24 protein-coding genes are annotated in these 21,018 nt (G+C 63.8%); 8 read left to right on the forward strand and 16 right to left on the reverse strand.

The window, feature by feature from the left end:
• The coding region (locus AC097O_RS23895) for a PAS domain-containing protein (protein ID WP_479595426.1) at positions 1-1,539 on the reverse strand (1,539 nt) is incomplete at its 3' end.
• A 321-nt stretch (positions 1,540-1,860) separates the two neighbouring features.
• Here AC097O_RS23895 and AC097O_RS23900 point away from each other — a divergent pair.
• From AC097O_RS23900 to AC097O_RS23915, 4 genes are all read left to right on the forward strand, one after another.
• The gene (locus AC097O_RS23900) at positions 1,861-2,268 is read left to right on the forward strand and encodes a DUF1398 domain-containing protein (protein ID WP_479595427.1); all 408 of its coding nucleotides are present in this window, start codon (positions 1,861-1,863) and stop codon (positions 2,266-2,268) included.
• Positions 2,269-2,429: 161 nt separating this feature from the next.
• Entirely contained in the window at positions 2,430-2,726 is a 297-nt protein-coding gene (locus AC097O_RS23905; protein WP_479595428.1) for a type II toxin-antitoxin system Phd/YefM family antitoxin, read from the forward strand.
• Between the two features lie 9 nt (positions 2,727-2,735).
• Positions 2,736-3,137 carry a type II toxin-antitoxin system RelE/ParE family toxin gene (locus AC097O_RS23910; protein ID WP_479595429.1) on the forward strand — a complete coding sequence of 134 codons (402 nt, stop codon included), beginning with the start codon at positions 2,736-2,738 and terminating at the stop codon, positions 3,135-3,137.
• 46 nt (positions 3,138-3,183) lie between these two features.
• On the forward strand, positions 3,184-3,639 hold the full coding sequence (locus AC097O_RS23915; RefSeq protein WP_479595430.1) for a hypothetical protein: 456 nt from the start codon (positions 3,184-3,186) through the stop codon (positions 3,637-3,639).
• Between the two features lie 70 nt (positions 3,640-3,709).
• On the opposite strand, the gene AC097O_RS23920 is transcribed toward AC097O_RS23915, so the two are convergent.
• Positions 3,710-4,846, reverse strand: coding sequence for a M14 family metallopeptidase (locus AC097O_RS23920; protein ID WP_479595431.1), 1,137 nt, complete (start codon positions 4,844-4,846; stop codon positions 3,710-3,712).
• Between the two features lie 9 nt (positions 4,847-4,855).
• Between AC097O_RS23920 and AC097O_RS23925 the strand changes: the two genes are divergently transcribed.
• On the forward strand, positions 4,856-5,404 hold the full coding sequence (locus AC097O_RS23925) for a phosphatidylglycerophosphatase A family protein (protein ID WP_479595432.1): 549 nt from the start codon (positions 4,856-4,858) through the stop codon (positions 5,402-5,404).
• A 23-nt stretch (positions 5,405-5,427) separates the two neighbouring features.
• Positions 5,428-5,925, forward strand: coding sequence for a CinA family protein (locus tag AC097O_RS23930; protein WP_479595433.1), 498 nt, complete (start codon positions 5,428-5,430; stop codon positions 5,923-5,925).
• On the opposite strand, the gene AC097O_RS23935 is transcribed toward AC097O_RS23930, so the two are convergent.
• Genes AC097O_RS23935 through AC097O_RS23950 form a run of 4 tightly spaced genes read right to left on the reverse strand, consistent with a single transcriptional unit; the run spans position 5,909 to position 10,827 of the window.
• Complete coding sequence (locus AC097O_RS23935) at positions 5,909-6,889, reverse strand: response regulator (protein WP_479595434.1); 981 nt, start codon at positions 6,887-6,889, stop codon at positions 5,909-5,911. The genes AC097O_RS23930 and AC097O_RS23935 overlap by 17 nt on opposite strands.
• Positions 6,886-8,079, reverse strand: a complete 1,194-nt coding sequence (locus AC097O_RS23940) for an ATP-binding protein (protein WP_479595435.1) — start codon at positions 8,077-8,079, stop codon at positions 6,886-6,888. The genes AC097O_RS23935 and AC097O_RS23940 overlap by 4 nt, the downstream gene beginning before the upstream one ends.
• Positions 8,072-9,421 (reverse strand): sensor histidine kinase, encoded by a 1,350-nt coding sequence (locus tag AC097O_RS23945; protein ID WP_479595436.1) that lies wholly within the window; start codon positions 9,419-9,421, stop codon positions 8,072-8,074. Before AC097O_RS23945 ends, AC097O_RS23940 begins: the two co-directional genes overlap by 8 nt.
• A complete protein-coding gene (locus AC097O_RS23950; RefSeq protein ID WP_479595437.1) occupies positions 9,418-10,827 on the reverse strand; it encodes a class I SAM-dependent methyltransferase in 1,410 nt (469 codons plus the stop codon). Before AC097O_RS23950 ends, AC097O_RS23945 begins: the two co-directional genes overlap by 4 nt.
• A gap of 334 nt (positions 10,828-11,161) precedes the next feature.
• Here AC097O_RS23950 and AC097O_RS23955 point away from each other — a divergent pair, with 334 nt between their 5' ends.
• The gene (locus AC097O_RS23955; RefSeq protein ID WP_479595438.1) at positions 11,162-11,647 is read left to right on the forward strand and encodes a nuclear transport factor 2 family protein; all 486 of its coding nucleotides are present in this window, start codon (positions 11,162-11,164) and stop codon (positions 11,645-11,647) included.
• 52 nt (positions 11,648-11,699) lie between these two features.
• Here the strand turns inward: AC097O_RS23955 and AC097O_RS23960 are convergent, their stop codons facing one another.
• The gene (locus AC097O_RS23960; RefSeq protein WP_479595439.1) at positions 11,700-12,527 is read right to left on the reverse strand and encodes a YecA/YgfB family protein; all 828 of its coding nucleotides are present in this window, start codon (positions 12,525-12,527) and stop codon (positions 11,700-11,702) included.
• A gap of 61 nt (positions 12,528-12,588) precedes the next feature.
• On the opposite strand from AC097O_RS23960, the gene AC097O_RS23965 reads away from it, so the two are divergent.
• Entirely contained in the window at positions 12,589-14,247 is a 1,659-nt protein-coding gene (locus AC097O_RS23965) for an FMN-binding glutamate synthase family protein (RefSeq protein ID WP_479595440.1), read from the forward strand.
• On the opposite strand, the gene AC097O_RS23970 is transcribed toward AC097O_RS23965, so the two are convergent.
• The 9 genes from AC097O_RS23970 to AC097O_RS24010 all read right to left on the reverse strand — a co-directional run bounded on the left by AC097O_RS23970 (position 14,228) and on the right by AC097O_RS24010 (position 21,015).
• Positions 14,228-14,677, reverse strand: coding sequence for a putative toxin-antitoxin system toxin component, PIN family (locus AC097O_RS23970; protein WP_479595441.1), 450 nt, complete (start codon positions 14,675-14,677; stop codon positions 14,228-14,230). The genes AC097O_RS23965 and AC097O_RS23970 overlap by 20 nt on opposite strands.
• Complete coding sequence (locus tag AC097O_RS23975; protein ID WP_479595442.1) at positions 14,667-15,875, reverse strand: THUMP domain-containing class I SAM-dependent RNA methyltransferase; 1,209 nt, start codon at positions 15,873-15,875, stop codon at positions 14,667-14,669. Before AC097O_RS23975 ends, AC097O_RS23970 begins: the two co-directional genes overlap by 11 nt.
• Positions 15,876-15,955: 80 nt before the next feature.
• A complete protein-coding gene (locus tag AC097O_RS23980; protein WP_479595443.1) occupies positions 15,956-16,351 on the reverse strand; it encodes a type II toxin-antitoxin system RelE/ParE family toxin in 396 nt (131 codons plus the stop codon).
• The gene (locus AC097O_RS23985) at positions 16,246-16,470 is read right to left on the reverse strand and encodes an addiction module protein (protein WP_315191370.1); all 225 of its coding nucleotides are present in this window, start codon (positions 16,468-16,470) and stop codon (positions 16,246-16,248) included. Before AC097O_RS23985 ends, AC097O_RS23980 begins: the two co-directional genes overlap by 106 nt.
• Before the next feature lie 37 nt (positions 16,471-16,507).
• Positions 16,508-18,085, reverse strand: coding sequence for an RNA polymerase factor sigma-54 (locus AC097O_RS23990; RefSeq protein ID WP_479595444.1), 1,578 nt, complete (start codon positions 18,083-18,085; stop codon positions 16,508-16,510).
• A 7-nt stretch (positions 18,086-18,092) separates the two neighbouring features.
• The gene (lptB, locus tag AC097O_RS23995; RefSeq protein ID WP_479595445.1) at positions 18,093-18,857 is read right to left on the reverse strand and encodes an LPS export ABC transporter ATP-binding protein; all 765 of its coding nucleotides are present in this window, start codon (positions 18,855-18,857) and stop codon (positions 18,093-18,095) included.
• Positions 18,854-19,474 (reverse strand): lipopolysaccharide transport periplasmic protein LptA, encoded by a 621-nt coding sequence (gene lptA, locus AC097O_RS24000; RefSeq protein WP_479595446.1) that lies wholly within the window; start codon positions 19,472-19,474, stop codon positions 18,854-18,856. The genes lptB and lptA overlap by 4 nt, the downstream gene beginning before the upstream one ends.
• 99 nt (positions 19,475-19,573) lie before the next feature.
• On the reverse strand, positions 19,574-20,227 hold the full coding sequence (locus AC097O_RS24005) for a thiol:disulfide interchange protein DsbA/DsbL (RefSeq protein WP_479595447.1): 654 nt from the start codon (positions 20,225-20,227) through the stop codon (positions 19,574-19,576).
• A 74-nt stretch (positions 20,228-20,301) separates the two neighbouring features.
• The gene (locus tag AC097O_RS24010) at positions 20,302-21,015 is read right to left on the reverse strand and encodes an SPOR domain-containing protein (protein WP_479595448.1); all 714 of its coding nucleotides are present in this window, start codon (positions 21,013-21,015) and stop codon (positions 20,302-20,304) included.
• Between the last annotated feature and the right edge of the window lie 3 nt (positions 21,016-21,018).

Genomic DNA, 21,018 nt, shown 5'->3' on the forward strand with positions numbered 1-21,018 from the left:
GATTTCGTGGCTCATGTTGGCCAGGAAGTCGGTTTTGAAGCGGTTGGCTTCTTCGGCCAGCTCTTTGGCCCGGCGCAGTTCGGCTTCGGCGTGTTTGCGTTCGCTGATGTCTTCCAGCACCCAGATGGTGGCTTCGGCAAAGTTCTGCACCGCCACCCGCTGGCCCACCAGCCGCCCGGTAAAACGCCGCCCATCGGCCGCCTGGAATTCGCGCTCCTGCTCCAGGCGCTGGCCTTGGTCCATGAACTGCCGGGCCTCGGCGCGGAACGCCTCGTGCTCCTGGGGTGTGGCAAACAGCAGGCCCAGATCGCGGCGGTGCAAACGCTCCACCGGCAGGCCGACGATGGCCGCAAAGCCCGCGTTGCACTGGCGGATCTGCCCGTCGACCGTGAAGATCAGACCCGACGGAATGTTCTCGAAGATCACCCGCTGCAGCTGCGTCACCTCGTGCAGACGGTTCTCGCGCTCCTTGGTGCCGTCGATCACCTGCAGGTAGCCGGTCGACAGCACCGAACCATCGGGCAGCGCCCGGGGCACCGACGCCAAATGCACCCAGTGCACCTGGCCATCGGGGCGGCGGATACGAAAGTCGCGCGAAAAAGCCTGCATCTTGCGCAGCGCCGTCGCCGAGGCTTCGGCCAGGCCTGCGCGGTCGTCCTCGTGCGCCGTGTTATCCAGAACCCGGGCATCCTGCAGGATGGCGGCGGCGGAAATCCCCAGGATTTCCTGCGCCCGGTCGCTGAGGTAGGTGTAGCGGCTGCGCCCATCGGGGAAGCGCTGCAGCCGGTACACCAGCAAGGGCAGGGCCGAAGTGATCTCGAACAAATCCTCTTGGGCGGCGCGCTGCACGGCTTCGGTCTCCAGCCGGGCACCGGCTTCGAGCAGACGCAGTTGCTGGGTCTGGGCCAGCACGGCAGAGGCCTCGCGCTGGCGGTACTGCAGGAACAAAGCCACCACCACACCCAAGGTCAGCAGGCCCTGGAAAATCGTCAACCAGCGGGTGGTCGTCGCCTGGTGCTGCATCTCCACCGTACGCCGGTCCATCATGGCCGACCCGGACTGGCGGGCCTCCAGCGACAGGTCCCGGATCGGCGCGTACAGCGCGGCCAACTTGCCCTGCACCACGCGCAACTCCTCCGGGGTGGGCGCACGGACCCGTTGGTGGTCAAACACCGGGTCGGCCCCCGAAAAAAACGACTTCACGTGCCAGTTGACCTCGGCCAACCGGGCCTTGTCATCCAGCAGGTAAAACGCCTCGGCCATATCCAGCACACTCGCCCGGCTGTAGAACAGGTCGTAGCGCAGCTGCAGGTTCTCGACGGTTTCGCTCTCGGGCGCATACAGGCGGCGGTCTACCGAACCCGCCAGCCGGTGGTACTCCACCTCCATCTGCGCCATGGACCACACCACGTTGCTGACGCTGCGGCGGCTGACATTGCCCATGGCCTCTTGCTGGTAATACTGGAACACCGCAATCGCCGTGTACACAGCAGCCAAGACCAGCGTCAATAGGAGCAGAAGTTTGCTGCTGCGGTTCATGGAAGAGACTCTCCCGGCATGGCATGCTGACGAGCTCTTACTGGGTCTTCTGTCCTGGCGGTGCGCCCTGGGAGCCACATTCCTCCGCCCCAGGATTCACGATACTGGTAGAGCCAAGATGACAGTTTTACCGAAAAAATCTGCATCCACCTGTAGCAAGCTCATAACTATCTGTAACAAACGAAAACGCATGTATTCAAAGCCCGCGTCTGTGTGCGCAGCGCGTGGAACGCTCCCACCATTTGGCATGATGTCGGCCCCAAGACCCGCTTGCCCCGCAGTCGCTTGCGGGGGCAGCCCCCCTCCAGAAGGACACCCTCCATGAACGCCGATCTCGTACACCGCATGGCCCGCGCCACCCTGGCGGGCGACCTCCCCTTTCCCGAAATCGTGGGCAACCTGGTCGCCGAAGGCGTGGAGTACTACCGCGTGGACTACGTCGCCATGCACATGGGCTTCTACAGCAGCGCAGGCAGCCTGGTCATCGCCCCCCTGCCGCTAGAGGGCCTGCCCGCCGTGGCCGCCGATTTCGATGCCCCGGCGCTGCAAGCCGCCATCCACGACAGCCAGCGCAACGGCCAAAAATTCCGCCAGTTCTCCCACCGCGCCGTCCAGGCCGGCGTGCAAACCTACTACGCCTTCCTGCGCGGCCAGCGGGTGGTGTACCTGGGGCGGCAGGGGGAGCTGCATACGGAGTGGTTTCCGGGGGCGAAGCCGGGGGTGGAGTGATGTTCGCGCGGGTCTTCAAGCGCGATGACCTGCTGAGGCGCTACGGTTTTAATAGCTTCTTGTACTTACTGAATAAGCGCTGGAGGCACTTTTAGCACCAACCGCCAAAAGAGCCTCATAATGCACAAAATTCTGTACGTTATTAATTTCTGGAGGCTGCCATGGCGTTCTCTGTCAACGATGTGATCCCCTTGTCCCTGGCCCGCGCCACGCTGTCCGAGCTGGCCGACCAGGTGCAAGGCGGCACCGAAAAAATCATCACCAAAAACGGCCAAAGCTACGCCGCCCTGGTCGGCGCGCAGCGGCTGGATTACTACCACCAATTGGAGGCTGCCCGCATCCACCTGCTGCTGCTGGACGACGCTGCGCTGGGCCTGGCCGACGTGGAATCGGGCAGGGTCACGGATGCCCGATCTGCACTGAAAAACCTCAAAACACGCCGCGCCAAAGCCGCTTAGGAACGTGCTGTGGCGACAGTGAAGTTCACCACCAACTTTGAAGCCAACCTAAGTGCCATCGAAGCGTTTTGGCAAACGACTGGCTTCCCCATAGGCTACGACCGCCTGCTCGATGCGCTGGGCGACAACGTGATTCCCAACCTGGAACGCTTCCCCCGCATGGGTCGCCCCTTCGCCAGCCGCCCGCCCAAGTCGGTGGAAGCCCTGCACCAGCACGCCGCCCTACACACCCGGCTGGCCAACCTGGGCGAAGACAGCGAAATCCGCGAATACGTGATGACCGACTACCTGGTGCTGTACGCGCTCATCCAGGACACGGCTTACCTGCTGTCCATCCGCCACCACAAGCAGTTGTCTTTTGACTTTGCGCGACTGTGGTTGGGGCAGGAGGGGGTTGAACATCCGTCTTGACATTGCTGTTCAAACGCTCTTATAAATAATCAACAAAGGAGACTCTATGGCTGAGGAGCAAAGCGGAGATCACAAACTCCAGTTTCGACTTTCACGATTCGACGCTCAAATCAAGATGGAATTTGACCTTATTGGCTACCGGATGACATGGTTAATGACATCCCAAGCGTTTCTATTTACGGCCTTCACTGTCTGTGTGACCGCAAAAGATCCTCGTATGGTTAGCGCGGCGGTTGCCATTCAATACATTGTCCCTATCGTCGGTATGCTGTCTGCATTCTTGGTCGCGCTTGCCATAGGTGCGGCACACGATGTTGTTGCAAGCCTGAAACCCGCACGTGAAAAATTGGAAACAATTGCTGAGCGAGAAGGCTACGAAGTACTTGGTGTCGATACGCAAAGCCGTGATCATTGGATCGGCAATCTTCCATCAAGAATACTGCCCTGGGTACTTGCGGGTTTATGGCTCGTGCTTCTCGGATTCGCTGCGCATTTATATTGAATTACTTCAATCAGGCAGAGATGCTGTTTGGTGGCTAACTGTGGACTGACCACCTGCACCAGAACAACTTTCACTCCACAACCACCGCCAGCACCGCCCCCAGCACGCTAGCCCCCAGCTTCTTCGACCTCCCCCCGCTCCATCCCACCCGCGCATCCGGCAGATTCGCGTTGTCCTTGAACGGCATTTCAATCGTGAAGGCCAGGCAGCCAAACGTCTGTCCCACCCAGTTGGTGGCCAAACTCAGATTGGCCTGTCCTGGCGCGGCGCGGGGGTAGCCGACTACCGTTTGAAAGTCCGGACTGGCGGCGAGCCAGGCGGCTTTGAAAGTGTCTTGCAGGGCTTCGATGCGGGGGTTGTAGCCGGGGGTGGCTTCGGTGCCGACGACGAAGTTGTAGGGCAGGTTTTCGTCGCCGTGCGCGTCCAGGAACAGGTCCAGGCCGAGCTGCTGCATCTTCTGGCGCACATAGAAGACTTCGGGCGACTTCTCGATGCTGGGCGCTTGCCATTCGCGGTTCAGGTTGGTGCCGACGGCGTTGGTGCGCAGGTTGCCCAGGGCGGCACCGTCGGGGTTCATGTTGGGCACGACGAAGAATTCGCAGTGCTGTAGCAAGGTGCGGCTGGTGGGGTCGTCGCGGTCGAGCAGGCGCTGCAGGAAGCCTTCGGCAAACCACTCGGCCATGGTTTCGCCGGGGTGCTGGCGGGCAATGAGCCAGACTTTCTTTTTCGCTCCGGTGGCTTGCAGATCGCGGATGTGCAGCAGGGTGATGTCGCGGCCCTGGTGGGTGGCGCCCAGGTGGTGCACGTCCACCAGATCCGACAGGGACGCGGTGCCCAGCAGGTCCAGGTGGCGCTCGTAAGAGTAGGGTTCGAAATAGGCGAAGTAGATGCGGTTGGCGCTGGGCGTGGTGCGCACGGTCATGACCTGGCCGTCATACGTGGTGGGCACGCGGAACCAGCGGCGGCGGTCGGTGCTGGCGACCATCTGGTAGCCGTCCCAGCCGGGCGGGTAGGCGCTTTGGCCGGCGTTCAAAAAGCGCAGCACCACCGGCACGCCCGCCGCGCCGTGCAGGCAGAAGTGGAACCATTGGGCAAAGTCGCTGGCGTTGTCGGGGCGGATCAGGAGCTGGATGTCTTGCGGGTCGGCCAGGCTGACCACGGTGATGGCGCCCGCATCGAACTGGCTGGAAATGTGCAGAGGTGTCATCTGTGGATTATGTCCGCGCCCCCGATAATCGACCGGATGGAATCCCCTTTGCCCCGCTCCCCGATTCGCCGCCCCAGCGTGCGGTTTTTGCTGTCGCACCCGGCCCATTTCATCGCCCTGGGTTTCGGCTCGGGCCTGAGCCCGGTCGCCCCCGGCACGGCGGGCACGCTGTGGGCCTGGCTGGCGTTTCTGGTGGTGCAACCGCTGCTGACGCAGGGGCAGATGGCGTGGCTGCTGCTGGCCGCGTTTTTCATCGGCTGGTGGGCCTGCACGGTGTGTGCGCGCAACATGAACGTGGCGGATCCCGGGGCGATTGTGTGGGACGAGATCATCGCGTTCTGGCTGGTGCTGTGGCTGGTGATGCCCGCTGGCTTGCTGGGGCAGCTGGTGGCGTTTGGCCTGTTTCGCTACTTTGACGCGGCCAAGCCGGGGCCGGTAGCCTGGGCCGACCAGGCGTTCAAGGGGCTGAACGCACGCGGCGGCTTCGGCATTATTTTTGACGACCTGGTGGCGGCGTTTTGCACGCTGCTGGTGATCGCCTTGTGGCGGTTTTTGTAACACTACATTTTTGATAGCTGCCCATGCTTAACCTACCAGCGCTAGTGGCCGATTTGATGCTTGAACGCAAAGTATTCCTGGCCACGGCCGAGAGCTGTACCGGCGGCATGATTGCCGCTGCATGCACCGATCTGGCGGGGTCGAGTACCTGGTTCGAGCGCGGCTTTGTCACCTATTCCAACGCTGCCAAAACCGAGATGCTGGGGGTGGATGCCGCGCTGATCGCCCAGCACGGCGCGGTCAGCGAGGCCGTGGCGCGGGCCATGGCGGTGGGGGCGCTGGCCCATTCCCACGCCCAGGTGGCCGTGGCGGTGACCGGCGTGGCCGGGCCCAGCGGCGGCAGTGCCGACAAGCCGGTGGGTACGGTGTGGTTCGGCTTTGCTGTGGCCGAACAGGTGACCGCCGAGTGCCTGCACTTCCCCGGCGACCGGGCCGCCGTGCGGGCCGCCACGGTGCAGCATGCGCTGCAGCGGCTGGTGGCGCTGCTGCGCCCTATGCCCCGGGTTATTCCACGTCCGTAGCCGATTGGCTGATGCGTTCGATCGCGTCGGCCATCCAGTCGGACTGCAGCGCCGCTGGTGCGCCGCCGGTGCGCAAATGCACCGCTACGCCGTCCGGGTGGGCTTCCAGGTGCACGCTGCCAGCCCAGTACGACAACCACGCCAGCCAGGCCACCGAGGCGGGTGACGGTGGTTCGTGCGAGGCGGCATCCAGCAGCCAGGTCAGTGCGCCACGGCCCGTGAGCGTGGCGGAGCCCACCTGCAGTTCCACCTGGCCCGGCAGGGCATCGGCCAGCGCCTGCAAGGCGGCGGCGGAGCTGTCTACACCGACGAAGCGGGGCTGCAGGCTGACCAGGGCCTGGCCGATGGCGACGCTGCGCTGGGCCTCGTACTGCATCAGCTCGGCGTGGTCCATGCTGCGCCAGTCGATGGGGGGCAGCGCGCAACCGCTGAGTTCGGCCCCCAGCAGGTAGGCTTGCAGGCCGCGTTCGTAGTCCACATGCAAAAAGCCCGCGCAGACCACGGCGAGCTGCGAGATGCGGCTGGCCAGCAGTTGCTGGCGTTGCACGGCCATTTTTTCGCGCAACAGGTCGTCGCGCTCGCAGCGGGTTTCGGCCAGCTCCAGGGCGTTGCGCATGTCGGCGCGCAGCAGTTCCAGATCCCAGGGCTTGGTGACGTAGCGGTAGATCTCGCCGGTGTTGATGGCTTCGATGGCCTCGCCCAGCTCGGAGTAGGCGGTGGTGAGCATGCGCACCATCTGGGGGTGGTGGTCGCGGGCGTAGCGCAGCAGCTCGTTGCCCAGGGCTCCGGGCATGCGCTGGTCGGTGATCAGCACGGCGATTTCTGCGCCCCGCGCCTGCAGCACGGCCTTGCCCTCTTCCACCGACAGGGCGGTGAGCACAGGGGCCATGGGGTTGATCAGACGCTCAAAATACTTGAGGGCCATCGGTTCGTCGTCGACGTACAGGATCTTGTCGGGTCTCATAGGGGGGCCTTGCCAGGTTTATCAACGGAGAATGACTGGAAATACAGGGCCACGCAAGCCCCTTGTCCAGCGACGGAGGTGATCGCGATGCTGCCACCCATGGACTGCAGCACGCGACGGCACAGCACCAGACCCATGCCGTGGCGGCCGGTGTCGGCACGCGTGGCGATGGGCTGCAGGGTCAGGCGCTCCAGCAGCACCGGCGCAATGCCGGGGCCGTTGTCGGCAAAACGGATGCAGGTGCGTTGGGTATCGGCATCAAAACCCAGCCAGATCAGCAGGCGGGGCTGGGGCCAGTTGCGCAGGGCCAGCATGGCGTTTTTGGTCAGGGTGCACAGCACCAGGTAGAGCAGGTCACGGCGCCCCGGCAGCACGAAGTCGGCCTCGATCTGGGTGCTGACGCAGGCGCGCTCGTCGCCGCTGAAGGGGTATTCGTCGAGCAGGGACTTGAGCAGGCTGCTGGCCATGACGCGCTGGGGTACACCCGTGGCATCGGGGTAGGCATCGCGGGCCGACTGCACGAAGCTGGAGACCAGCGACTGGCAGTACTGGGTATGGCGCTCGGCCGACAGCAGGGCCTGCAGGATCTCACCCGGCACGGCTTCGGCAAACCGCGCCATGCCCGCGGGCTCGGCAGGGGCATGCTCCGGTGCCAGGTGGCGCTCTTTCAAGGCCGCCAGGTAGCCGCGCACGGTGTCCAGCGGGGTGTTGAGTTCGTGGGCCAGAAAGCCCAGGGTGTCGCGCATGGCGGTCACGCGGCTGGTATGCACCATATGCTGCAAGACCTGTTGGCGGTACAGGGCCAGCGCATCGCGCAAGGCCTGGCGGGTCGATCCGGAGGCCAACGGTTTCTCCAGAATGCGGAACACCTGGCCTTCGTTCACCGCGGTGATGGCCAGCGATTTGTCGGCGTAGCCGGTGGCCAGCAGGCGCACCACAGGCCGGTACGCGCGCAGCACCTCGCGCAGCAGGTCCATGCCGTCGCGCAGGGGCATGCGGTAGTCGGTTACCAGCACGGCAATCTCTGCGGAATGGGTCTGCAGCAGCGCCAGTGCCGCATCCACGCTGGTGGCGGTGAGGATGGTGAACTCGTCGGCGAAGCTGCGGGCAAACCATTTGCAGGACAGGGGTTCGTCGTCGACGAACAAAATGCTGGCAGCGTGCGGAATCGACGGGGAAAAGTCAGACATTTTGATGGGCAAGTCCTAGGTCAAACGCAAATTCGGTCCATGCACCGGGTTCGCTGCTGACGCGCAGCGAGCCGCCGTGGCGCTGCACAATGGCATAGCTGACGCTCAGGCCCAGGCCCAGGCCCTTGCCCACGTCACGGGTGGTAAAAAACGGCTCGAACACGCGGGCCAGGTGTTCGGGCTGGATGCCGGTGCCGTTGTCGCGCACGGTGACTTCCAGCCGGTCGCCCTGGCGCACCGCCCGCACCTCGATGCGCGGCGCGCTGCGACCGGCTTTGTGCAAAGCCAAGGCGGCATTGCCCAGCAGGTTGATGAGCACGCCGATCAGCGCGGGCTCGTCGCCGCGTACATGGGTGTCCATGGGCAGATCGACCGATAGGGCTATGCCTTTGAGCTCGAACCCGGTCAGGCGCAGCGCCGACTGCAAAGCCTTCTCAAACAAAAAGATGCGACCGCTGCTGGCATCGCCCGGTTGCTGGTAGGCAAAGGTCTTGAGGTCGGAGACGATGCTTTGCACCCGCTGCATGCCCTCTTTGGCATCGCCCAGGCTTTCCTGCAGGTCGGCGTTTTTAGCCACCGCCGGGTCCATCATCGACATGTTGAGCGCCATCAGGCTGTAGTTGACGGGGTTGTTGACCTCGTGCAGCAGGCCCGCCGCCAGGGTGCCCAGCGCGGCCATTTTTTCCTGCTGCATCATGTGGCCCTTGATCTCGGCCAGGGCCTGGTTGGTCTGCTGCAGGGCGGCATTTTTCAGCTGGATTTCTTTTTTGAGCCGAAACGACAGCCAGCGCCAGCGCTCGTTATAGACCGCCAGGGCGATGCCGATGATGGCGTAGAACAGCATGAACAAAGCATTCCCCCAAAAGGCATGAAAGTCCTGGATACCGCCCTGGCGCCAGATGCAGGCCGCACAGTAGGCCAGCAGCGTCAAGGTGCCAAAAAACACGGCTTCCATGAACGAGATCGGCAAGAAAAACGCCATGCCGCTGAGCACAAAGGTCAGGCCGACAAAATAGATCGACTGCTCGCCATTGGTCTTGTAGATCATCCAGGACACCATGGCCTGGGGGATGCAAATCCAGAAATACGTCAGTGCCTTGATGTGGTCGCGACCCCAGGCACCCCGGTAGCTCAGCAGCACCAGCCCGATCAACACGCAGGCGGCAATGCGCAGGCCAAAAAACTCGGGCGCAAATTGGGGGTAAAAAATAGAGTCCAAGCCCATGCCGGCCAGCACCAGGACGATGGTCATCAGGCAGGCCGCCCGGCTGTTGAAGATCAGATAGCCGTGCAGCTCCTGCCGGTAGGCGGCATCTTGGCGCGGCTGGATGAAGCGTTTCATGCCGCCCGGCCACCCACGGTGGATTCGGCAAAGATATTCACCCCGGTGGCATCGGTGTAGACCATGGTGTCCTGCAGGCCGGGCGGCAGGATGCGCTGCACATCGGCCTCGTCGCGGTAGATCAGATGCCACTCCAGAAAATGCTCCATCCAGCGCCGCTCGGGGTTGCTGGAATGCACGTTGGTGACCAGCAGCTTGCCACCCGCACGCGACTGGCTGGCCATGTACCGGATCAGGCGGTTGCACACCTTGTCGGTCAGGTAGTCGAACAGACCGGCACAGTACACGTAGTCAAAGCAGTCGGCCTCGGCCACCGGCTGGGTCAGGTTGGCGCGCTTGAGCAACTGGTTGACCGAGGCGTGCCGCAGCGTGAGGCGCAGGGTCTTGCCTGTGCCCTGCTGCAGGTTCTCCAGGAGCTGGCGGGTGTAGTCCAGGGTTTCTTCACTGAAATCCACCAGCACAAATTCCAGCTGGTCGAAATGCGGACTCTGCTGCACCAGCCGCTGGATTTCCAGGGCCGGGCCGCAGCCGATATTCAGCACCCGCATAGGGCGGCCGCGCTGCACCGCCTGCGCGGCCAGCGCCTCCAGCCGCTCGGCCAGGATGTCGATGCGGTTGCGGTGGGCCTGTGCCACACCGGCCTGCAAAAACATGAAGTTGACCAGCTGGAAATAGCTGCTGGGTCCCTGCCGGGGGTCGCCCACGATCTGGTTCACCATTTCGTAGTCGCCCGCGTAGCCCAGCGGCTTGGAGAAGGTACGGTGCACAAACGGCGCGCGCAAGATCAGCGGATGGATGGCGCTTTGGGCAAAGCTGCGGTGCAGGGGCACCAGGTCCTCGGGCACCAGAGCGGCTTCGCGGTCAAACCACTGCAGGTACTCGCGGCCTTTGCGCAGCAAGGGCGTGCCCAGTTCCACAAATACGGTCGGCTGGATGCGCCCATCGGCATCGCGTGGCAGGCTGCCCGCCACGTCGAGCTGGTCGATCCAGCGGGCCACCTCGGCAAAGTAGGCGCGCATTTCACTCACCACCACCTGGTAGTCGCGCCGCACATTGAAGCGGCTGGCCCAGTCTTGGACAAAAGCCGTCGCGGCTTCGCCCGCATCGGCGCGGCCCGCCTGCAGCGGCCTGGCCTCGTTCCACGGGTCCATCAGCCCCACCGACACCACCACCATCAGCCCGGTGTTGACCATGCTGACCACCACGGCCTTGCCCTGGTAGACGATCTGCTGGGCGGCGCGCACGGTCAATTCGTGCAACATTTCACTGACCTGCACCAGGGCATCGGGGTTGTAGACCTCCATCACCAGGGAGCCCCGCTGGTGGCTGATGAGCGTCCCGCGCATCGCTTCGTGCTTGCTGTTGCGGAAGCTGATCACCGGGTGGATGGCGGTTAAAGACTGCACGGGAATGGGGCACTCACAAGAGATAGGCCGGCGGGACGGCGCAGGCTATCGGTTAAGGAGGAATGGCTGTCCATGGGAAAAGCCTTGTACATACAGCACATGAAAGTCAGGATGGACACGTGCATCCACGGGCTGGCACATGCCTGGATACGGCCGATGCCCCGCCCGTTACGCCAATATTCTGTCACCTTCAGCCTCCCGCAAAACCCCAAACAAGCCCCAGAATCCCCGCTTGTAGCGGTCGCACGAAATGTCAATTTCACCGCTAGTCTATACATTACCAATGCATTCAAAATGTAATTATTTGAAACACGTTTGAACCCCATTTACCACCATGCACCCCCACCAAAAAAACCTGGAACGCTTCTATACGGCCTTTGCCCAACTTGATGCCGACACCATGGCGGCCTGCTATGCGCCCGATGCGCAGTTTGACGATCCGGCGTTTACCCTGCGGGGCCAGCGGGAGGTGGGTGGCATGTGGCGCATGCTGTGCGCTGCCACCCGCACCCAGGGCCGGGACGTGTGGAAGCTGGAGTTCAGTGGCCTGCAGGCCGATGCGACCAGCGGCCAGGCCCACTGGGAGGCGCACTACCGGTTCAGTGCGACCGGGCGCTTGGTGCACAACCGGATCGACAGCCGGTTCAGCTTCAACCCGCAAGGGCTGATCGTGAACCAGGTGGATCGGTTTGATTTTTGGCGCTGGTCGCGCCAGGCGCTGGGCACGCCGGGGCTGCTGCTGGGCTGGACACCGTTCCTGCGCACCCAGGTGCGCAGCAAGGCCGCCGCCAATTTACAGAAGTTTCTGGCCAGGCCATGAGCCTCAACTTCTAAAAACCGCAGTAGAGGCTCACACCCCTGCGGGTCGAACCTCAGGTCATACCGTGGCACTTTTTGTACTTTTTGCCGCTGCCGCAGGGGCAGGCATCGTTGCGGCCCGGCGTGGCCTCCACCCGCACGGTTTCCACCCGGGGGCCGATGCTGCGCCACAGCGCACGCAGGTCGTATACGGCCCACAGGGCTTCGCCAAAGGCCTCCATGCGGGCCATGGACATGCTGGGGGGTGGCTCTTCGCCGCCTTCTTCGTCAGGGCCAAAGGCGGAGACCTCGGCCGGGCCGGTGTCGTCTTCGGTGAGGGCCACGATGGCCTCCAGCCCGGCATCCAGGGCCTTGACGGCATCCTTGTCTTTGGCGGGGGCGACCCACTCTTCAGGCCAGGATTCGACCGCGAACATGAAACCCAGGGCCCACACCTGGCCGAAGGCGGGCAGCGGGCCTTCGTCTTCTTCGCCTTGCAGGGCCTCGGCACGTTCTTCGGGGCTGAGCGACAGCATCATGCCGCGCACGTCCAGCACCTCGGGGGAATAGGCGTTCTCATCGGACAGGTTGCGCACACTTTCGTCGTCCAAAGCAGCGGTCACCTCCTGCAGGCGGCGCATCCACAGCGCCATGAAAGCCTCTTTTTGGGCATCGTCGGCAAAGCTGCCTTCGCCGTCTTCGCCGATGTCGAGCAGCACCGACAGGGTCTCCTCGGGGGCAATGGGCTTGCGGCCGCATACCAGGGCGGCCATGAAGCCTTCGCAAAACTCCCACTGCGGGGTTTCGTCAAAGCGCTCGCGCAGGTCTTCCAGGATCAGATCCAGGGCATCAAAGTCTTCGGACTGCAGGGGGGAAACGGGGGAAAGGGAGGTCGAATTCATGGAGATCACCGGTGGCAAAGCCCCAGTTTAGCCAGTAGCATCGCGCCCAGGAGAAATGTCTATGCTGGAATATTTGAATACGGTCTACCCCATCCGGTACACCGCCATGGGGCTGTGCGTGATGGGGCTGCTGCTGAGCCTGTTCAGCCTGGTGGCCTTTGGCACCGGCTTGTTGCCGCTGCTGGTGTTTGGCGGGCTGGTGGCGCTGGGTGTTTTTGACCTGCGCCAGACCAAGAAGTCGGTGCTGCGCAACTACCCGGTGATAGGCCACATGCGCTACATGCTGGAGTACGTGCGCCCGGAAATCCGCCAGTATTTCATCGAGGCCGACAACGATGCCAACCCCTTCTCGCGCGCCCAGCGTTCGCTGGTGTACCAACGCGCCAAGAGCGACATCGACAAGCGCCCGTTTGGCACCCAGCTGGACGTGCTGGCCGAGGGCTACGAGTGGATCAACCACTCGGTGGCCCCCACCGTCACGCCCACCCACGACTTTCGCACCACCATCGGGCTGGACAGCCGCACCGGGGTGCAGGCCACCAGTTCCAGTTGCACCCAGCCCTACAGCGCCAGCGTGTTCAGCATCTCGGCCATGAGCTTTGGCGCGCTGTCGGCCAACGCCATCCTGGCGCTGAACCAGGGGGCCAAACAGGGCCACTTTGCGCACGACACGGGCGAGGGCTCGATCTCGGTGCACCACAAAACCCATGGTGGCGACCTGGTGTGGGAGATCGGCTCAGGTTACTTCGGCTGCCGCAATGACGACGGCACATTCAACCCCGAGCGCTTTGCCGCCAACGCCGCCAACCCGCAGGTCAAGATGATCGAGCTCAAGCTCAGCCAGGGCGCCAAGCCCGGCCACGGTGGCGTGCTGCCCGGCCCCAAGGTGAGCGCCGAGATTGCCGAAGCGCGTGGCGTGCCCGAGGGGGTAGACTGCGTCTCGCCCTCGGCCCACAGTGCGTTCAGCAATCCGGTGGAGATGATGCTGTTCATCGCCCGGCTGCGAGAACTGTCGGGTGGCAAGCCCACCGGCTTCAAGCTCTGCGTGGGCCACCCCTGGGAATGGTTTGCCATGGTCAAGGCGATGCAGGTCACTGGCATCACGCCCGACTTCATCGTGGTGGACGGGGCCGAAGGCGGCACCGGCGCAGCCCCGCTGGAGTTCACCGACCACGTGGGCGCGCCGCTGCAAGAAGGCCTGCAACTGGTGCACAACACGCTGCGCGGCGTAGGCCTGCGCAGCCGCATCCAGCTGGGCTGCGCGGGCAAGGTGGTCAGCGCCTTCGACATCGCGCGGATGATGGCCCTGGGGGCCGACTGGTGCAACTCGGCCCGCGGCTTCATGTTTGCGCTGGGCTGCCTGCAGGCCCAAGCCTGCCATACCGGCCACTGCCCCACTGGGGTGACCACGCAAGACCCCATCCGCCAGCAGGCGCTGATCGTGCCCGACAAGGCGGTGCGGGTGTTCAACTTCCACCAGAACACGCTCAAGGCGCTGAAAGAGATGGTGCAAGCGGCTGGGCTGATGCACCCGGGCGAGATCACCGCCCACCACATCGTGCGCCGAGTGAATGAAACCGGGGTCAAGCTGCTGGTCAGCATCATGCCGCCGCTGCCCATGGATGCCCTGCTGGACCGGGACATCAGCGCCCTGCCCAACGTGTATAAATTTTATTGGCCGCGCGCCAGTGCCGACAGCTTCACGCTACAAATTGAATAGCTGCTTGCGCCGATGTATTAAGCGCTAGCAGCCTTTTTCGCATAGAAAGTACGGCTTTGTCCTTGCTCAGCAGCAAGGCCTGGTGGGCCACGGCCAGGTCGATAAAGCACTGGTCGTCGGGGTCTTTGCAGATGGCCGTGGTGCGCGGGGCCACGTCCACCAGGGTGGCGTAGCGGTCAAACCGGGCCAGCACGTCGGCCTTGCTGAGCTGGTAGTAGGTCAGCTTGGGAATGAGGTGGGCGTAGTCCAGCACCCGCTCCAGTTCGTTGCGCATGTGCTGCGTGGCCAGCCAGCGCAGTTGGCCGCTGGCCAGGGCGGGCTGCAGCGGCTTGGAGGCCTTGTCGTCAAAGATGAACACGTCCAGCACGATGTTGGTGTCGATCACCACCGTGTGCGGGCCCGGGCCCAGCTCCAGCGGCTTATTTGGCATCGGTGTCGGCACCGCGCCGCGCCGACCCGGCCACCATGTCGAAGCGGAACAGGCGGCATTCGATGGGGCCGTTCCACATCGGCACCCGGCGCGACTCTTTCAGGCGCATCTTGCCGGGCAGCTTCAGGTCGGGGGTGAGGATCCAGCCGGTCCAGCCTGCGTAGTTGCGCTTCCAGTGGGTGGCCAACTGGGGGAAGAAATCACTACCACCGTCATCGGTCTGCGCCGCTTCGCGGCGACCGGCCACACCGGCCACCTCGATACGCTCGCCGTAGGGCGGGTTCAGCAGCATCACGCCGGAGGGCGCGGGCGGCATGCGCTGCAAGGCATCGCCGCCGCGGAACTCGACCACGCCCGTGACCCCGGCGCGCTCGGCGTTGCGGGTGGCGAAATCGACCATCCGGAACGCCACATCGCTGCCGAAAATCTGCGTCTGCGGTTCGTGCTCGGCCTCGGCAGCCTGGTCCTGGATGGCCGACCACACATGGGGCTGGAACGGCAGCAGCTTCTCAAAGCCAAAGCGGCGCAGGCTGCCCGGCGCGATGTTGCAGGCAATTTGCGCAGCCTCGATGGCGATGGTGCCGCTGCCGCAGCAGGGGTCGTACAGGGGCGTGGTGCCGTCCCAGCCGCTGGCGGCAATCATGGCGGCGGCCAGGGTTTCCTTCAGCGGGGCATCGCCCTTGTCTTCGCGCCAGCCGCGTTTGAACAGCGCGTCGCCCGAGGTGTCGATGTAGATAGTGGCGTGCTCGGTGGTCAGGTGCAGGTAGATGCGCACGTCGGGCCACTGCACGTTGACATCGGGGCGCACACCGGTTTTGAAGCGGAAGCGGTCGGCCACCGCGTCTTTCACCTTCAGGGCGGCAAAGTTCAACGAGGTCAGCGGGCTGTGCTGTGCGGTGACTTCGATCTTGAAGCTCTGCTTGGGTGTGAACCAGATCTCCCAGGCCACGTTGCTCGCCGCCTCGTACAGGTCTTGCTCGTTGCGGTAGGGCGTGCTGGACAGCTCGATCAGCACCCGCTGCGCCAGGCGGCTGTGCAGATTAAGCCGCATCGCATCACGCCACGACGAACGCGCCAGCACCCCGCCCCGGTGCGAGCGCAAATCCTCGCCCTGCAGCCCGGTAATCGCGTGCACCTCTTCGGCCAGCAGCTCTTCCACGCCAGCGGCGCAGGGTAAAAATAATTGGAGTTGGTTCATGGGATCGGTGCCAAAGTGGGACGCGGAGCGGGTCCGCTGGGAGGCGTGGAGTATCCCATAGGGGGTCACGCCGCTGCGGGTTACAGCCTTCCCAGCCAATAACCCGGTCGCCGCCGGTGCGGTGCAACCACCAAAACCTCCACATCGGCACCGACCAGCCGGTAAAGAATGTTGTACGGGAAACCGGGAACCCGGAAGCGGCGAATACCGGGAGGGAATTCCACGCGGTACCGCTCTGGCGCGTCACATATGCTTTCCATCGCAGAATCGAATGCCGACAGATACCGTGTACCCAAACCTGGCAAGCAAGACTCGTAGTAGGCCACGTGCTCCAGGTGTTCGACCCGGGCCGCCTCGTTGAAAAAGTAGCTCACTTGAGCAATGCGAGCGCTTGTAGGCGTACTTCCTCGGAGGAAATGCGCTGCGTGATCCCTTGGTCCATTTCTGCCGCCCGACTCGCCGCCACCTGGAACCACAGCGGCTCAATCTCTGCCTCGGACAAAGCATCCAGACTGGACAAAAGCTGTGCTGCCAACTCGGCCCGTTCGTGGGCGGGCAGTGATAAGGCTTCGGCGCGGAGGGTGTCGGTATTCATGCGGGAAATACTAGCACCAATGGCCCATCTACAGGGTTTACAGCGCCTTGCGCAAATTCGTGGGCGCAATCCGCAGGGCTTCGCGGTACTTGGCCACGGTGCGGCGTGCGCATTCGATGCCTTGTTCTTTCAGCATGTCGGACAGCTGGCTGTCGCTGAGCGGCTTTTTCAGGTCTTCAGAGGCGACAAACTGCTTGATCAGCGCGCGCACCGCCGTGCTGGAGGCATTGCCGCCGGTCTCGGTACCCAGGGACGAGCCGAAGAAGTATTTCAACTCGAAGGTGCCGTAGGGCGTGGCCATGTACTTGGCGGTGGTGACGCGGCTGATGGTGGACTCGTGCAGGCCCAGCTCGTCGGCGATCTCGCGTAGCACCAGGGGGCGCATGGCCAGCGCGCCGTGGCTGAAGAAGCTTTTTTGCCGCTCCACGATGGCATTGCTGACCCGCAAAATCGTGTCGAAGCGCTGCTGGATGTTCTTGATGAACCAGCGGGCTTCCTGCAGGCGCTGCTGCAGGGCGGCGTTGTTCGACGCATCCTTGCCGCCGCCCTTGTGCTGGCGCAGGGCGTTGGCGTAGATGTCGTGCACCCGCAGGCGCGGCATGACCTCGGGGTTGAGCACCACGCGGAACTTGGCGTTGGCACCGCGGCCCACCTTGGCGACGATCACGTCGGGCACCACGATGTTGCGCTCCACGTCCACAAAGCGGCGGCCGGGCTTGGGCTCCAGGCGGGCGATCAGCGCAATCGCGGCCTTGATGTCGGCATCGCTGGCCTGGCAGAGCTGGGCCAGCCGCTTCACATCGCGCCGGGCCAGCAGGTCCATGGGCTGGCGGCAGATGCGCAGCGCGGTCTTGCGGGCCGGGTCGTTACCCATGGTGGTTTGCAGCGCCTTGAGCTGCAGCACCAGGCATTCGCCCAGGTGCGTCGCCCCCACCCCGGCGGGCTCCAAGCTCTGCAGCAGGCGCAGGGCGACGGTGAAGCGGTGTACCAGCTCTTCCTGGGCCTCTACGTCGTCACCCGCCAGACCCTGGGCCAGGGTGGCCAGGTCGTCTTCCAGGTAGCCATCGTCGTTCAGCGACTCGATCAGGAAGCGCAGCGCCGCCTGGTCCACCTCGCCCAGGCGCAGCGCCAGGGCCTGGCGGTGCAGAAAGCTGGTCAGCGACTCCTGGTTGCGGGCCAGCTCGGTGGCATCGGCCTCGCCTTCTTCGCCCAGGTTGTTCTGGCGCGCGGGTGCGTCGCCGCCCCACTCGCTGTCGTCGGGTTTGATCTCGGAAGTGCCGTCGCCGTCCCAGCTGGTGTCGTCGCCACCGGTGAGCGGCGATTCAGAGTCGTTTGAGCCCTCTGTGCTTGTCTCGCTTGCGTATTCAGCTACAGAAGTAGGAGCAGATTCGGTTTCGCGGTCACCCGCGCTGACGGGCGTGTCGGCCTGGGGCAGGCCGAACTCTTCGCGCGGCGCGTCGTCCAGGTTGCGCTCCAGAAACGGGTTGTCGTCCAGCATCTGGTCCACTTCCTGGCTCAGCTCCAGGGTGGAGAGCTGTAACAGACGGATGGACTGCTGCAACTGGGGCGTGAGCGCCAGATGCTGGGAAACGCGTAGGGAGAGGCCTTGCTTCATCTAGGCACTACATCCGGAAATGTTCGCCGAGGTAGACGCGCCGTACATCGGCGTTGTCGACGATCTCGGACGGCGTACCTTCGGCCAGCACGTTGCCGTCGCTGATGATGTAGGCGTGGTCACAAATACCCAGGGTTTCGCGCACGTTGTGGTCGGTGATCAGCACGCCAATGCCGCGCGACTTCAGAAAGCCGATGATGCGCTGGATCTCGATCACCGCAATCGGGTCGATACCAGCAAACGGCTCGTCCAGCAGGATGAAACGCGGCTGGGTGGCCAGGGCGCGGGCAATCTCCACCCGGCGGCGCTCGCCGCCGGACAGGGCCAGGGCACTGGACTGGCGCAGGTGCTCGACCCGCAGGTCTTCGAGCAAGGATGTCAGGCGCTGCTCGATCACCTCTTTGGTCAGCGATTTACCGGCTTCGTCAAACTGCAACTCCAACACGGCGCGCACGTTTTCTTCCACCGTGAGCTTGCGAAAAATCGAGGCCTCTTGCGGCAAATAGCTCAAACCCAGGCGCGAACGGCGGTGGATGGGCATGTGCTCCACCGGCTGGCCGTCGATGGAAATGCTGCCGCCATCGGCCCGCACCAAGCCCACGATCATGTAGAACGAGGTAGTTTTGCCCGCGCCATTGGGGCCCAGCAGACCCACCACTTCGCCTTTTTTGACCGCCAGGGTCACGTCCTTGACGACTTTGCGGCTGCCATAGGCCTTTTGCAGGTGGCGAGCTTCCAGACGGCTTTCTGCTGCGGCGAGCGGCCCCGTCACTTCTGCGCGCCCTCTAGCGTGGTGCTGGAGCGCAGCGCCGGGCTGGCGGCACCCGCAGGGGCAGAGGTGGCCGGAGCCACCACCTTGGGGGTCAGCATGGCGCGGACCCGGCCGTTTTGGCCGCCAGGGTTGTTGGCGGGCGTGCCGTTGTCTACCGTGAAGACATCGGTGGTGTTGTCGTAAACGATGACACCGCCGGTGACTTCGTCATTCACTTTGCTGCCCAACAGGCGGCGCATCACGGCGCGCTTGATGAAGCGCACGTTGTCCAGCTTGCTGCTGTATTCGATGGTTTCGCCTTCGCCTTCGATGAATTCGTCCACGCCGTCGCGCTTTTGCTTGAAGTAAGCCAGCTTGCCGGGCTCGGCGGTGACGATGCCGATCTGGTTGCCCTCGGCATCCTGGCGCACGTCCACACGCGCACCCCGGATGACGATGGTGCCCTTGGTCATGACCACGCGGCCGGTAAACACATTGGTTTGCTTCAGGTCGTCGTAGCGCATGGCATCGGATTCGACGTTCATGGGCTTGAGGCGGTCGGCTTTTTCAGCCCAGGCAGAACCGCCCGCGCAAGTGCACAGCAACAAGAGGATGAGAGTGTGGTAGGCGTTTTTCATAGAGGCACGAATCTTGCAGATGATTGTAGCGGTCGATTGGCTTGGCCCAGAAAAAAGCCCGCAAAAGCGGGCTCGTCGGTGCAAAAAGCGAACGGCTGGTCAGGTTTTCTGCTGCGAGACAAGGTAGTCCACCACCGTCAGGCCACGCTCCATTGACTGGGCTTGCGTGCCGTCGGTGTAGAAGCGCCCGGCCACGCCCATGGCGGGCACACCGGCCACCTTGTAGGCCTCTTGCAGTTGCGCGGCTTTGCGCACCTTGGTGGCCACCGAGAACGAGTTGTAGACCTCCACAAACTTGGCCTTGTCCAGGCCCTGCTTGGCGGCCCAGTCGATCACCAGACCATCTTTGTCCAGCTTTTGGCGCTCGACATGGATGGCGTTGAACACTTTGCCGTGCAATGCGTCCAGCTGGCCCAGGGCTTCCAGCGTGTAGTAGAGCTTTTGCGGCGGGATGAAGCTGTCCTGGAACACCACCGGCACGCGGCGGAAAGCCACATTCTTGGGCAGCTTCTTCAGCCAGGCCGACAGCGCGGGCTCAAATGCAAAGCAATGCGGGCAGGCGTACCAGAAGAACTCCACCACCTCAACCTTGCCCGCCGGGGCTTCGGTGGGGGCAGGCTTGTCCAGCACCAGGTAGTCGGTGCCCGCCACAGGCGGCTTGCCCTGTGCGTGGGCGCTGCCCATGGGCGACAGAACCAGGGCCGAACCGGCCAGAACACTGGCTGAGGTCAGCGAAAACTCACGACGTTTCATTGCAAATCACTCCTTGTGGGGGTTCAGACGGGGCTGCGTCCAAAAAGTTCAGCCGCTATGGCAACAACGCAGCACTAGCGCTGTACGCGGACCAGGGTGGTGTCGCCACCGGCACTTTCCAGCTTGTCCTTGGCGTGCTCGGCATCGTCACGCTTGGCGAAAGGACCCATGCGCACGCGGTACACCGTGCGGCCCGCCTGCTCGCGCTCGGTAACCCGGGCTTCCATGCCCATCATGGCCAGCTTGGCGCGCTGGGCTTCGGCATCTTCGGTGGTGCGAAACGCACCGGCCTGCACAAAATATTCAAACGGCTCGGTGCTCGGGGCCAGCACAGGCGCAGCAGTGGCCGCCGGGCTGGGTGCCGCCTTGGCTTTGGCCTTGGCCAGATCGCCCAGGGGATCGGCACTGCTGGCGGGTGCGCTGGTAGAGGCTGCGCTGCTGGCGGGCTTGGCCACGGGTTTGGCCGCCACCGACACCGCCGGGGCGGCGGGCAGCACCGCAGGCGGTGGCACGGCCACGGTGGGCTCGGGGGCCGGTTCAGGCGTGGCTGCGGGCAAGACCGGGCGCACCGGATTCTTGCCGTGCAGCGGGGTGTTGGGGTCCCAGTCCTTGTTCTTTTGGGTTTCGGCCGCGTCGTGGTCGGCGCTGTTGGCCTGGGTCTTGCCGCTCATGAACGGAATCGGCACCTTGGTGACGTATACCGCCACCGCCAGCGCCGACCCCAGGCCCACCACCACCCCGACGATGAAGCCGATGATGGTGCCGCCGCTCTGCTTTTGCTTTTTCATACT

This window comes from Rhodoferax sp. LS1P39, from assembly GCF_056521425.1.